A 13003-nucleotide genomic window follows, 5' to 3' on the forward strand; every position below is an offset into this window, starting at 1 on the left:
AGGGGCTGGGCTTTGTTGCGGAGCGTGGGGCAGACGCGGGTGACGGGCAGAGGCAGTGGCGACGATCCGAGAGCGGCGGCGCTGTGGGCTGCCGTCGCCAGACTCCGGCGCGAACTTGCCGGCTATCCGGCCGAGTTCAGTGACCGTGGGATCGCCGAGGACGAACTGGCGGTGCTGGCGGCGATGGTGGCGGCAGGCGATCCGGAGATCCCCCGGATGAGGCGCTCCCTGCTGCTGATCGCGGGAGCGATCGGCTCCGTGAGCGCACTCTCGCCGGCTCTGATGCAGGTGCGCACCGCCGTGGACCTCTTCGGAGAGGCCCCGCCCCGGCGTCTGTGACGGCGGTGGGGTGTCACAGACGCCGCGGCAGGGAACGGCGGGGAACGGCCGGGCTGGGCCGCACCGGCAGGGAACGGCTGGGCTGGGCCGCGCCGGCAGGGGACGACGGGTGCGCGCCGAACGACAGGTCACCGGCGCCGCTTGGGACGTGCCGGTGCGCCCCACCGAACGGCGGGGCGCACCGGCACGAGCAGTGTCGGACAGGGGCTCCGCGTCACCCGGGACTGACCCGGCCGCGCCAGCCGCCCGTCTCACCGCCCTGACGTTCGATGAAGTCCTTGAAGCGGCGCATGTCGCCCTTCACCCGACGGTCGATCATGCCCGACGTCGCGGCGGTCTGTTCGGCCATGCCGTTGGGTTCGACCTCCATGACGAGCTCCACACGGGTGTGGCTCTCGTCCAGGGGCTGGAAGCGGACCATGCCCATCTGACGGGTCTCGCCACCGATCGTGCGCCAGGCGATCCGTTCGTCGGGCAGCTGGTCGACGATCTCGGTGTCGAACTCCCTGTGGACGCCACCGATCTTCGTCGTCCAGTGGTTGTGGCGGTCGTCGATCTGCCGGACCTCTTCGACGCCCTCCATGAACTGGGGGAACGCCTCGAACTGGGTCCACTGGTTGTAAGCGGTGCGAAGCGGGACGTCCACGTCCACGGACTCCTTCACCCTGCTCATCTCTTGACCTCCTTGTGCTACCGCACGGCTGCCTTCCGCCGTGCGTCGCGAACGTTCGGTCGGGTGCCGCAGCGACGGCTCCCCGAGCGCCCCGGGAACTTCCTGCTCGCTCCTCGTGACGACGGGTCAGCGTCCGAAGTGGTCCCTCGACTTCTCCTTCGTGTCGCGAGCCTTTCCGCGGGCCTCCAGAGCGGCGCCCTTGGCCGCGGTGGTCTCGTTGCCCATCGCGTGGGCGGCCTTCCGCACGGCCTTCCCGACAGCCTGCTCGGCCTTGGCCTTGGCCCTTTCTCCGGCACTCATGTCGGTCCTTTCGTAGGCTCCACACACCCGCCTGCCCGCACTCCACAGGCGGAAACAGGTCGTTCCGAGGGAAGGGCCGGACTGGACAGGGCCGGACTGGACAGGGCAGGACCGGACGGGACGGGACCGGACGGGGCAGGACCGGACAGGGGAAGGCGCCAGGAGAAAGGCGGCCGACGGCAGGGGGCCCGGGACCGCGCGCACTCAGCGGCGGATCAGACGCCGTGCCGTTGCCGCCGCCACCGCCGACGTGCGCGAGTCGACGCCCAACTTGGCGTAGATGTGCACCAGATGGGACTTCACCGTCGCCTGGCTCAGGAACAGCCTCTTGCTGATCTGCAGGTTCGACAGTCCGTCGCCCACGAGCTGGAGCACCTCCAGCTCGCGCTTGGTCAGTGCCTCCGCGGGCGTGCGCATACGGTCCATCAGACGGTGCGCCACCGCCGGGGCCAGCGCCGACTGGCCGGCCGCCGCGGTGCGGACGGCCGCGGCCAGTTCCTCGGGCGGTGCGTCCTTCAGCAGATAGCCCGCCGCTCCCGCCTCCACCGCCGCGAGGATGTCCGCGTCCGTGTCGTACGTGGTCAGGATCAGCACCCGCGGGCCACCGGTCAGTGCGCTGATCGCCGCCGTCGCCTCCGAGCCGTGCATGCCGGAGCCGAACTGGAGGTCCATCAGCACCACGTCGATGCCGCCGGCGGCCGCCCGGCGCACCGCTGCCTCCGCGGTCGCCGCCTCGTCGACCACCTCGAAGTCGGCCTCGGTGTCGAGGACGGCGCGCAGCCCCGCCCGTACGACGGGGTGGTCGTCGGCGAGCAGCAGCCGGATCGGGGCGCCGGACGTCTCGGTCGGGCTGAGGCCCGTACGGGCGTTCACGCGGCACGCTCCGCGAGGCGGGCCGGCAGCGGCAGGGTGAGTGCGATCGCCGTCCCCTGGCCGGGCGCGGACTCGACGCTGAGCGTCCCGCCCAGCGAATCCGCCCGCGAGCGCATCGCCCGCAGCCCGAAACCACCGTCCCGGCCGTCCCCGGCCGGAGCCGCGTCGGGGTCGAAGCCCCGGCCGTCGTCGACGACGTCCAGCGACACCGAGGTGTCCATGTAGCTGAGGGTGATCTCCGCACGGGAGGCCGCCGCGTGCCGCTCGGTGTTGGCGAGCGCCGACTGGGCGGTCCGCAGCAGCGCCACCTCGTACGGCGTCGGCAGCTCCACCGGCGTGCCGCTGACGCCGAACTGCACCGCCGGGCCGTGGGCGCCCGCGCACAGCCGCTCCAGCGCCGCCGCGAGCGAGCCGCGCTCCAGGTCCGGCGGTGACAGCGCCCGTACGAAACGGCGGGCCTCCGCCAGGTTGTCCTGTGCGGCCCGGCGGGCCTGCCGTACGTGCCGGGCGGCCGGGTGGTCCTCGTCGAGGGCCCGTTCGGCGGCCCTCAGCAGCAGCTGGATGCTGGACAGACCCTGGGCCAGGGTGTCGTGGATCTCGCGGGCTAGCCGTTCCCGTTCGGCGAGCGTCCCGGCGGTGCGCTCCGCGGCGGCGAGTTCGGCGCGCGTGGAGACCAGCTCCTCGATGAGACGACGCCGGCTCTCGCTCTCCCGGTACAGCGCCTGGTAGCCGAGCACGGTCGCCACCGCGACGGCCGCGCCTAGCAGCGGTCCGATGAACGTGCCCGGTGTGACGGTCTGCCCGTGCAGCAGGAAACTCCCGATCGCGGCGGCGGCGGTGACCGCCACGGCCGCCAGGCCCCACCGCATCGGCAGCAGGTGCAGCTGGAGGAAGTACAGGGGGAACGCCACCCACAGCGCGTCCGGCGACAGGACCAGCAGCGCCAGCCATGTCGCGCCGAGCGCCGCCAGCCACAGGGCGGCGGCACGAGGGGAGCGGTGCACGGCAGGGGTGAGCACCCCGGCCGCGTACACCGCGGCCGTCGTCGCGGCGGCCGCCACCACCGCGTACGCGTGGGGGTCGCCGCCGGTGACCGCCCGCACGGCGGCCAGGGCCAGCAGCCCGGCCAGCAGGGCGTGCAGGCACAGGCGCAGCACGCGCCTTACGGGAGTCGGTGTCCGGGAGTCCATGGTCACCCCAGCGTAGACAGGAAGCGGAGCGACCGGCTCAACCAAAAGGTTGACCCGGAGCCACACCCGCGTGCGATGCCCGGGCGCGCCCCGCGCACCACGCTGGGAGACATGTTCGTCGCATGGAGAGACCTTCGATTCGCCAAGGGGCGGTTCGCACTGATGGGCACGGTCGTCGTGCTGATCACCCTGCTGGTGGGGCTGCTGTCCGGCCTCACAGCCGGACTGGCCAGGGAGAACACCTCCGCCCTCACCGGCCTGCCCGCCGACCGCATCGCCTTTTCCGCACCCCCGGGCGGTGAGTCGGTCTCGTACGCCGACTCCGCCGTCACGCAGAGCCAGTGGCGCGACTGGGCGGCCCGGCCCGGGGTCACGGCCGCCGCGCCGCTCGGGATCCGCACGCTCAACGCGACCGCGGGGGACCGCAGGGCCGCGGTGTCCGCGTTCGGCAGCGAGCCGGGCTCCGGTCTCGCGCCGCGTGGGCTCCGGCCCGGTGAGGTGGTGCTGTCGGAGCCGGCCGCGGAGGAGCTCGGGCTCCGGGCCGGTGACCGGGTACGGCTCGGCGCGCTGGACGCCTCCGTCGCCGCTGTCGAGGGCGACGCCTCCTACTCCCACACCCCCGTGGTGTGGACGGCGCTCGAGGACTGGCAGCGCCTCTCGGAGGGCCAGGAGGCGACCGTGATCGCCCTGACCCTCACGGACGGCGCCGACACCGCCGCGGCCGACGAGGCCATCGGTACGAAGACCCTCACCGTCGACGAGTCGCTGACCGCCATCGGCTCCTTCCAGTCGGAGAACGGTTCGCTGCAGCTGATGCGCGGCTTCCTGTTCGCGATCTCGGCGCTCGTCATCGGCGCGTTCTTCACGGTGTGGACCATCCAGCGCAGCGGCGACGTCGCCGTGCTGAAGGCGCTCGGCGCGTCCACCCGGTACCTGCTGCGGGACGCCCTCGGGCAGGCCGTGGTGATGCTCGCGGCCGGCACCCTGCTCGGCACCGGGCTGGCGGCCGGCGCCGGGGCGCTGATCGGCGGCGGCGACGTGCCCTTCGTACTCGACGCGCCGACCGTCCTGGTCCCCGCCGCAGTGATGATCGTCCTCGGTGCCGCCGGTGCCGCCCTGTCCATCCGGCGGATCACCGCCGTCGACCCCCTGACCGCACTCGGGAGCGCCCGATGAGCCTGCTGCTCGACGACATCACCCTCACCTACCCCGACGGCCGGGGCCGGCTCACCGCGCTCGACCGGGTGTCGCTCGACGTCCCGGCCGGGTCGCTGACCGCCGTCGTCGGACCGTCCGGCTCCGGCAAGTCCAGTCTGCTGGCGGTCGCGGCGACCCTGGTCACCCCCGACAGCGGCCGGGTCGTCGTGGACGGGGTCGACACCGCAGGCCGGACCCCGGCGGCGAAGGCCGCCCTGCGTCGCGAGCGCGTCGGCATCGTCTTCCAGCAGCCGAACCTGCTGCCGTCGCTCACGGCCGTCGAACAGCTCCAGATCATGGTCCACCTGTCCGGGAGGGCCGCCCGCACCGCTCGCGCACGGGCACTGGAGCTGCTCGACGCCGTCGGACTCGCGGACGAGGCGGGCCGCCGGCCCCACCAGCTCTCCGGCGGTCAGCGGCAGCGGGTGAACATCGCCCGCGCGCTGATGAACGAGCCCGGCGTGCTCCTCGTCGACGAACCGACCAGCGCGCTCGACCACGAGCGGGGCGCGGCGGTCCTGGACCTGCTGGTGCGGCTGACCCGTGAGCGTGCGACGGCGACGGTGCTGGTGACGCACGACCGGACGCATCTGGAACGGATGGACCGCACGGTCACCATGACGGACGGTCGGCTGGCGCCGGTGCTCGCCCCGTCCCGCTGAACGGACGCACGGCGGACACGGCGGACACGGCGGACACGGCGGACACGGCGGACGTCCGGCGACCGCCCACCGCCCGCTCACCGAACGCCCTGGACCGGTTTCCCCTCGTACGGGAAATCCGTCCAGGGCGTTGACAACGATGTCAGAAGCATGGTCAAGTCTCCGCGCCGGTCCAGGAATTCAGGAGAGGGACGCCCATGCATCAACTGCTGAGGAGAATACGGGCACGCACGTCGCGGGCCGCCGCCCTGCCGCTGGCAGCCGCCATGGTGTGGGGCGGCCTGCTCGCCCCCGCGACCGCCGCACAGGCCGCCGCGCAGGCCGCCGCCCCGGTGGCCGAGGACCCCGCCGCGCTGGTCAACCCGTTCGTCGGCACACAGAACTTCGGCAACACCTTCCCCGGCGCGAGCGCCCCCTTCGGCATGGTGCAGGTCAGCCCCGACACCGGAGGCCAGGGCGGCTACGACTACCAGCAGGACAGGATCCACGGGTTCAGCCAGACCCATCTCTCCGGCGTCGGCTGCTCCGTCGCCGGTGAGCTGCCCCTCATGCCCACCACCGGCCCGGTCGACACCGTCGATCCCGACCGCTACCGCTCCACCTACTCCCACGACGACGAGAACGCCGAACCCGGCTACTACCGCGTGGGCCTGAAGTCGTACGGCATCGACGCCGAGCTGACCGCCACGCCCCGAACCGGCTGGCAGCGCTACACCTTCCCGGCCACCGGGGAGGCCAACGTCCTGTTCAACACGGGCAGGGCCAACCAGCGGGTGTACGACTCCGAGGTCCACGTCGTCGGCGACCGCACGGTCGAAGGACGCGTCGAGGCCGGGAACTTCTGCGCCGGCAAGGACCGGCACACCGTCTGGTTCACCGCCACCTTCGACCGCCCCTTCGCCTCGCACGGCACCTGGCGCGGCGACACCCGCACCCCCGGCGGCCGCGACGCCGCCGGCGAGGGAGGCAACGGCGCCTGGGTGACCTTCGACGCCGCCGACGACCGGGACGTGGTCGTCAAGGTCGGCCTGTCCTACACGGGTCCCGAGGGCGCCCGCAAGAACCTGGCCGCGGAGACCTCGGACTCGTACGACTTCGACGCCACCCGCGCGGCCCTGCGCGCCACCTGGCAGCGCCAACTGGGCTCCGTACAGGTCGGCGGCGGCACGCTCGAGCGGCAACGCGCCTTCTACACCGCGCTCTACCACGCCCAGCTGCACCCGAACATCGCCGGGGACGTGGACGGCAGGTACGCGGGCTTCGACGGCGAGACGCACACCGCGGACGGCTTCACGCCGTACCAGAACCTGTCGTTGTGGGACACGTACCGGCCGCAGAACCAGCTGCTCGAACTGCTGCGGCCGAAGGTGGCCCGCGACGTCGCGCTCTCCGTCGTCGCCGCCGGGCGCGACGGCGGCTGGCTGCCGCGCTGGGCGCTCGCCAACAGCGAGACCAACATCATGACCGGCGATCCGGTGACCCCGTTCCTCGTCGAGGCATGGTCCAAGGGACTGCTCGCCGGCCACGAGGACGAGGCGTACGCCCTGCTGCGGAAGAACGCCACCAGCACCCCGCCCGCCGACTCGCCCTACAACGGCCGCTCAGGTGTGGATCACTACACGGAACGCGGCTACGTCCCCTCCGGTCTCAAACCGGGCGAGGACTGCGCCGACAAGGGCGGAGACAACGACTGCAAGCACCCCGCGTCCGCCACCCTCGAGTACTCCGCCGCGGACGCCTCGCTGGCGCTGATGGCCCGCGGCCTCGGACACGACGCGGACGCCCGGATGTTCGCGGCGCGCGGCCAGTGGTACCGCAACCTGTGGGACGCGGAGATCGGCCAGTTCCGCCCGCGGACGGTAGCGGGGACATGGCTCACCCCGTACGACCCGGTCGAGGCCGCCCACCAGTTCCACGAGGGCGGCGCCCACCAGTACCAGTGGCTCGTCCCGCAGGACCCGGCCGGACTGGTCGGTCTGATGGGCGGAAGGGCGGCCACCGAGCAGCGGCTCGACTCGTTCTTCGCCTACGACAAGCTGCTCACCGACCCGGAGCGCACGGCCCGCGAGGACTGGATCTCCGCCCCCTACGACTACTACGGCAAGCCCACCTACAACCCCAACAACGAACCGGATCTGCACGCCCCGTACATGTACCTGTGGGCCGGGGCGCCCGCGAAGACGGCGACCGTCGTGCGCGCGGCGATGACGCTGTTCACCAACGGTCCGGACGGCATGACCGGGAACGACGACCTCGGCACGATGTCCGCCTGGTACGTCTTCTCCTCGCTCGGGCTCTACCCGACGATGAGCGGCGGCGACTTCCTCGCCGTCTCCAGCCCGCAGTTCTCCTCGGCCGTCGTCGAGGTCGGCGAGTACGGCGGGAAGCAGGGCGGCACACTGACCATCGAGGCGCCCGGCGCGAGCGACACCACCCGCTACATCCAGCGCTCCTCGTTCGACGGGGCCGACCTGCGGCGGACGTGGCTCGACTGGGACGCGGTCGCCCACGGCGGCACGCTCGCCCACGAGTTGGGCGACAAGCCGTCCGCATGGGGCACCGGCAGGGCCGCGGAACCGCCGTCGGTGAACAGCGCGAGCGCCGACTCCCGCCGGCATCTGGACGTCTCGCTGAGGGCCGGTTCCGACGTCGTGCCTCAGAGCGACGCTCCGCAGACCGCCCACCTCGCTCTCGACGTGCTCGGCCAGGCGCCGGGCGGGTTGCGGGTCGCCGCGCGGGCGACGGCGCCCGACGGATGGCGGGTGCGGATGCCGTCGGCGTTCCGGCTCGATTCCCGCCGGCTGCCGGTGCAGCGGACGGTGGAGCCCGAAGTGACCGTCCCGGCCGGTACCGCGCCGGGCTCCTACCCGGTGCGGTTCGAGATCGAGGCCACCGGCACGGGCGCCGTGGTGCGTGAGGCGACCGTGGAGGTACGCGAGCCCGGCAGGTGCGCCACCGCGGCGGACGGGCAGTGCGCGGTGGACCTCACGAAGGAGGCGAACCACGACGGAACGGCGACGGTGTCGGCGTCCGGCGAGGGCGACTTCGACGGCGGCGGCTGGAGCTACGACGCCGCGCTGCTGCCCGACGCGGGCCCGGTCACCTGGGGCGGCGTGACCTACCGGGCGCCCGACGCGTCCGGCACGGCGGCCAACTTCACCGAGGCGCGCGGGCAGTCGCTGCTGCTGCCGGCGGGCGAGCACGGCTTCCTGCGACTGGTGGCGGCCGCCCACAACGGCACGGTCCCGACGACGCTGACGGTCCGCTACACGGACGGCACCAGCGCCGAACTGCCGGTCACCGTGGGGGACTGGGCGGGCTCCGCGCCCTCGGGGAGCACCGTCGCCCTCGACATGGACCACCGGATCCGGCGAGGGCAGGGTGTCGACGGCCCGTCGGTGCGGCTGTTCGCGACGGCGGCGCGACTGGACGCGGGGAAGACGGTCCGATCGCTGAGCCTGCCGGACGACCGGCGGATCGAGGTGTACGCGATCACGCTGGACTGACAAGCACGTGAGGGGACCCGGTTCCGGGTCCCCTCACGCCAGTCTTGTGGGGCCCGGTTCCGGGTCCCCTCACGCAGGTCCTGCGGGTGCCCGGTTCCGGCACCCACGCTCAGGCCCTGTCCGGGCCGTCAGCCCTGCCCGCCGGTGTTCGCGAGCGCCGCCGACAGGTCGCGGGCGACCTCCTGGAGGAGCGGCACGATCTTCTCCGTGGCCGCTTCCGTCACGCGGCCCGCCGGACCCGAGATCGAGACGGCCGCCGCCGTGGGGGAGTCGGGCACCGACACCGCGAGGCAGCGGACGCCGATCTCCTGCTCGTTGTCGTCCACCGCGTACCCCGCCCGGCGGACCTGTTCGAGTGCCTCGAGGAAGCCCTCGGGCGTCGTGATCGTCTTCTCGGTCGCGGCCGGCATCCCGGTGCGGGCCAGCAGCGCCCGTACCTCCTCGGCCGGGGTGTACGCGAGGAGTGCCTTGCCCACGCCGGTGGAGTGCGGCAGCACCCGGCGGCCGACCTCGGTGAACATGCGCATCGAGTGCTTGGAGGGCACCTGCGCCACGTACACGATCTCGTCGCCGTCGAGCAGTGCCATGTTCGCCGTCTCGCCGGTCTCCTCGACCAGGCGGGCGAGGTAGGGGCGGGCCCAGGTGCCGAGCAGGCGGGAGGCGGACTCGCCGAGGCGGATCAGCCGGGGGCCGAGCGCATAGCGGCGGTTGGGCTGCTGCCGTACGTAACCGCAGGCGACCAATGTGCGCATCAGGCGGTGGATGGTGGGCAGGGGGAGGCCGCTGCTGGCGGACAGCTCGCTGAGACCGACCTCGCCACCGGCGTCGGCCATTCGTTCGAGCAGGTCGAAGGCGCGCTCAAGGGACTGCACGCCGCCGGCGGCGGGCTTGGCTGCGTCGGTGGCGCTGGCGCTGGACGTCGGCACTTCGGCGGTCCTTTCGGGCAGGCAGGGCGAGGCAGCAGCCTACCGGGCGCCTGTGCGGGGCACTTCGTCCGGCGAGGGGCGTCCGGGCCGGTCAGGGGGTGTTTGTCCCTGTGTCTGCGGTGTTGCGCGGGCCGGTTCCTGGGTGAAGTGACCACGCCTCGATGGAATTGTACTTCCGCTTTGTGGAAACGTACAAGGGGTCGCTCGGCTCGCGGCACTGCTCCGGCCCGCTCCCGTGTGCTCCCGTGTGGATCGGTGCGGTGGGGTGAGGAGTCCCTCGGCCACGAGCCGCACCTTGTCCACGACCTCCTCGTCGCCGAGCCGCAACGACGTGTTGGCGGCGGCGAGTGCCGGGTCCGCTGGGGCGACGCGTCCTCTTCGGCTCCGCAGGGGGGACCTTCGAGGGGGCGAGGCTGCGTGGGGAAGTGCTGCCCGGGGGAGGGGGCTGGACGCTGTTCGCAGGCCGTGTGAACGACCGCTGTGACGGCGGGGTGGGGTTCGCGAACGGCCGGCCGACGGGCTGGTGAAGCGCCGAGTCGGCGGAGGCGATGACCGCATTGCGGAAGTATGTTTTCGCTTTGTGGAAACATCCAAGCCTGCTGCGGCGCCCCCGGTGACCCTTGACGGCCGCCGTCCGGAGGGGAAGACTCCTTCAACAGTTCGTTGAATTCTGCTCAGTGGTTGACGGCCCGGCAGTGGAAGTGAGGGGAGCGGGTGTCCGACGTGTCCGAGTCCGACGTGTCCGAGTCCGATGTGGAAGTGAAGCTGGTCCTGCGCTCGACGCGCGTGGTCACCCCCGAGGGGACGCGCGCCGCGACGATCGCCGTCGCCGGCGGGCGGATCACCGCGGTGGGACCGTACGACGCCGAGGTGCCGTCCGGTGCGCGGCTCGAGGACTTCGGGGACGACGTCGTCCTGCCCGGCCTCGTCGACACCCACGTCCATGTGAACGATCCCGGCCGCGCCGAGTGGGAGGGCTTCTGGACCGCCACCCGTGCGGCCGCCGCGGGCGGCATCACCACCCTGCTCGACATGCCGCTCAACTCCCTGCCGCCCACCACCACGGTCGACCACCTCGCCACCAAGCAGGCGGTCGCCCGCAGCAAGGCGCACATCGACGTCGGCTTCTGGGGCGGCGCGATCCCGTCCAACGTCAAGGACCTGCGACCGCTGCACGACGCCGGTGTCTTCGGCTTCAAGTGCTTCCTCTCGCCGTCCGGCGTCGAGGAGTTCCCCGAACTCGACCAGGAGCAGCTCGCCCGTTCCATGGCCGAGATCACCGGATTCGGCGGACTGCTGATCGTGCACGCGGAGGACCCGCACCACCTCGCGGCCGCACCGCAGCAGGACGGTCCCAGGTACGCCGACTTCCTGGCCTCCCGGCCCAGGGACGCCGAGAACACCGCGATCGAAGGACTGATCTCGCACGCCAGGCGGCTCGGCGCCCGCGTCCACGTCCTGCACCTCTCGTCCAGTGACGCGCTGCCGCTGATCGCCGCCGCCAAGCGGGACGGCGTCGCCGTCACCGTCGAGTCCTGCCCGCACTTCCTCACGCTCACCGCGGAGGAAGTCCCCGACGGCGCGACCGAGTTCAAGTGCTGCCCGCCCATCAGGGAGGCGGCCAACCAGGACGCGCTCTGGCAGGGACTCGCGGACGGCACCATCGACTGCATCGTCTCCGACCACTCGCCCTGCACCACCGACCTCAAGACCCCGGACTTCGCATCCGCCTGGGGCGGCATCTCCTCGCTCCAGCTCGGGCTGCCCGCCATCTGGACCGAGGCCCGCAAGCGCGGCCACACCCTCGAAGACGTCGTCCGCTGGATGGCCCAGGCCCCCGCACAGCTCGCGGGCCTGAGCCGCAAGGGCGCCATCGAGGCCGGCCGCGACGCCGACTTCGCGGTCCTCGCACCCGACGAGACCTTCACGGTCGACCCCGTGGAACTGCACCACCGCAACCAGGTGACCGCCTACGCCGGCAGGACGCTGTACGGAGTCGTCAGGTCGACGTGGCTGCGCGGCGAGCGGATCGCGGAGAACGGAAACCCGACCGAGCCCACGGGCCGACTCCTCGAAAGGAACAACTGAACCAGTGTCCGCATCCTCCATTCCCTCCTTCACCGGTGACGCGAGCCCGTACCGCGGCGGCGAGCCGTACGCCGACTACCGCACCGCCGACTTCCCTTTCACCCACCTCGCCGACCTGGCCGACCGCCGCCTCGGCGCCGGTGTCGTAGCCGCCGGGGACGAGTTCTTCGCCGAGCGCGAGAACCTGCTGAAGCCCGAGCCCGCCGAGTTCGACCCCGAGCACTTCGGGCACAAGGGCAAGATCATGGACGGCTGGGAGACCCGCCGCCGCCGCGGTGTCTCCGCCGTGCGGCCGCACCCCACCGACGACGACCACGACTGGGCACTCGTACGCCTCGGCGCCCCCGGCGTCGTACGCGGCATCGTCGTCGACACCGCGCACTTCCGCGGCAACTACCCGCAGGCCGTCTCGATCGAGGGCACGTCCCTCGCCGGGTCTCCCTCGCCGGAGGAACTGCTCGCCGGTGACGTGAAGTGGACAATGCTCGTCCCGCGCACCGCCGTCGGCGGCCACGCCGCCAACGGCTTCGCCGTCGATGTCGAGCAGCGCTTCACGCACCTGCGCGTCAACCAGCACCCCGACGGCGGCATCGCCCGCCTGCGGGTGTACGGCGAGGTCGCCCCCGACCCCGCCTGGCTCGCAGCGCTCGGCACGTTCGACGTCGTCGCCCTCGAGAACGGCGGCCGGGTCGAGGACGCCTCCGACCGCTTCTACTCCCCGGCCACGAACACGATCCAGCCCGGCCGCTCCCGCAAGATGGACGACGGCTGGGAGACCCGCCGCCGCCGGGACAAGGGCAACGACTGGATCCGCTACCAGCTGGCCGGCCACAGTGAGATCCGCGCCGTCGAGATCGACACCGCCTACCTCAAGGGCAACAGCGCGGGCTGGGCCGCGCTGTCCGTACGGGACGGGGCGGAAGGCGCCGAATGGCGCGAGATCCTGCCCCGTACCCGGCTGCAGCCCGACACCAACCACCGGTTCGTACTGGACGCACCGGCCATCGGCACGCACGCGCGGATCGACATCTACCCCGACGGCGGCATCTCCCGCCTGCGGCTGTTCGGATCCCTGACCGAACAGGGCGCGGCCGAGCTCACCGCCCGCCACCAGGAGCTCGGCGGCTGACGAGTCGTCATGGCCGGGGAGGCACGACACCCTCCCCGACGCGTGGGACGCACCGGCCGACAGCAACGGCGCGCCCCCACGAGCCCGTCCGTCGGCCGGCATGCGCCTATCAGGCGCCTG

General features: G+C 72.5%; 11 protein-coding genes. 6 read left to right on the forward strand and 5 right to left on the reverse strand.

The features are described 5' to 3' along the window. The first annotated feature begins 12 nt into the window (after window positions 1–12). Window positions 13–339 (forward strand): DUF5955 family protein, encoded by a 327-nt coding sequence (locus ACFYV1_RS03490; protein ID WP_389393657.1) that lies wholly within the window; start codon window positions 13–15, stop codon window positions 337–339. A 214-nt stretch (window positions 340–553) separates the two neighbouring features. On the opposite strand, the gene ACFYV1_RS03495 is transcribed toward ACFYV1_RS03490, so the two are convergent. The 4 genes from ACFYV1_RS03495 to ACFYV1_RS03510 all read right to left on the reverse strand — a co-directional run bounded on the left by ACFYV1_RS03495 (window position 554) and on the right by ACFYV1_RS03510 (window position 3375). After that, complete coding sequence (locus ACFYV1_RS03495) at window positions 554–1012, reverse strand: SRPBCC family protein (RefSeq protein ID WP_389393658.1); 459 nt, start codon at window positions 1010–1012, stop codon at window positions 554–556. A gap of 126 nt (window positions 1013–1138) precedes the next feature. Beyond that, on the reverse strand, window positions 1139–1312 hold the full coding sequence (locus ACFYV1_RS03500; protein ID WP_389393659.1) for a hypothetical protein: 174 nt from the start codon (window positions 1310–1312) through the stop codon (window positions 1139–1141). A gap of 204 nt (window positions 1313–1516) precedes the next feature. Beyond that, window positions 1517–2185, reverse strand: a complete 669-nt coding sequence (locus tag ACFYV1_RS03505) for a response regulator (protein WP_389393660.1) — start codon at window positions 2183–2185, stop codon at window positions 1517–1519. Continuing rightward, on the reverse strand, window positions 2182–3375 hold the full coding sequence (locus ACFYV1_RS03510; RefSeq protein WP_389393661.1) for a sensor histidine kinase: 1194 nt from the start codon (window positions 3373–3375) through the stop codon (window positions 2182–2184). Before ACFYV1_RS03510 ends, ACFYV1_RS03505 begins: the two co-directional genes overlap by 4 nt. Window positions 3376–3486: 111 nt before the next feature. Here ACFYV1_RS03510 and ACFYV1_RS03515 point away from each other — a divergent pair, with 111 nt between their 5' ends. From ACFYV1_RS03515 to ACFYV1_RS03525, 3 genes are all read left to right on the forward strand, one after another. After that, the gene (locus ACFYV1_RS03515) at window positions 3487–4551 is read left to right on the forward strand and encodes an ABC transporter permease (RefSeq protein WP_389393662.1); all 1065 of its coding nucleotides are present in this window, start codon (window positions 3487–3489) and stop codon (window positions 4549–4551) included. Further along, a complete protein-coding gene (locus ACFYV1_RS03520) occupies window positions 4548–5234 on the forward strand; it encodes an ABC transporter ATP-binding protein (RefSeq protein ID WP_389393663.1) in 687 nt (228 codons plus the stop codon). Before ACFYV1_RS03515 ends, ACFYV1_RS03520 begins: the two co-directional genes overlap by 4 nt. A gap of 197 nt (window positions 5235–5431) precedes the next feature. After that, window positions 5432–8740: a GH92 family glycosyl hydrolase gene (locus tag ACFYV1_RS03525; RefSeq protein WP_389393664.1), complete on the forward strand. Its 3309-nt coding sequence runs from the start codon at window positions 5432–5434 to the stop codon at window positions 8738–8740. A gap of 128 nt (window positions 8741–8868) precedes the next feature. Here the strand turns inward: ACFYV1_RS03525 and ACFYV1_RS03530 are convergent, their stop codons facing one another. After that, entirely contained in the window at window positions 8869–9666 is a 798-nt protein-coding gene (locus ACFYV1_RS03530) for an IclR family transcriptional regulator (protein WP_389393665.1), read from the reverse strand. Between the two features lie 723 nt (window positions 9667–10389). Here ACFYV1_RS03530 and allB point away from each other — a divergent pair. Continuing rightward, a complete protein-coding gene (gene allB, locus ACFYV1_RS03535; protein ID WP_389394560.1) occupies window positions 10390–11754 on the forward strand; it encodes an allantoinase AllB in 1365 nt (454 codons plus the stop codon). Between the two features lie 4 nt (window positions 11755–11758). After that, entirely contained in the window at window positions 11759–12883 is a 1125-nt protein-coding gene (gene alc / locus ACFYV1_RS03540; RefSeq protein WP_389393666.1) for an allantoicase, read from the forward strand. Window positions 12884–13003 lie beyond the last annotated feature (120 nt).

Origin of the sequence: Streptomyces sp. NPDC003023, from assembly GCF_042888225.1 — a bacterium.
Taxonomy (GTDB): Bacteria; Actinomycetota; Actinomycetes; order Streptomycetales; family Streptomycetaceae; genus Streptomyces.

Coding starts and splice junctions, on each gene's coding strand:
- ACFYV1_RS03515 (WP_389393662.1), top strand. CDS start 3,487: ATGTTCGTCGCATGGAGAGACCTTCGATTCGCCAAGGGGCGGTTCGCA.
- ACFYV1_RS03510 (WP_389393661.1), bottom strand. CDS start 3,375: ATGGACTCCCGGACACCGACTCCCGTAAGGCGCGTGCTGCGCCTGTGC.
- ACFYV1_RS03500 (WP_389393659.1), bottom strand. CDS start 1,312: ATGAGTGCCGGAGAAAGGGCCAAGGCCAAGGCCGAGCAGGCTGTCGGG.
- ACFYV1_RS03525 (WP_389393664.1), top strand. CDS start 5,432: ATGCATCAACTGCTGAGGAGAATACGGGCACGCACGTCGCGGGCCGCC.
- ACFYV1_RS03495 (WP_389393658.1), bottom strand. CDS start 1,012: ATGAGCAGGGTGAAGGAGTCCGTGGACGTGGACGTCCCGCTTCGCACC.
- ACFYV1_RS03520 (WP_389393663.1), top strand. CDS start 4,548: ATGAGCCTGCTGCTCGACGACATCACCCTCACCTACCCCGACGGCCGG.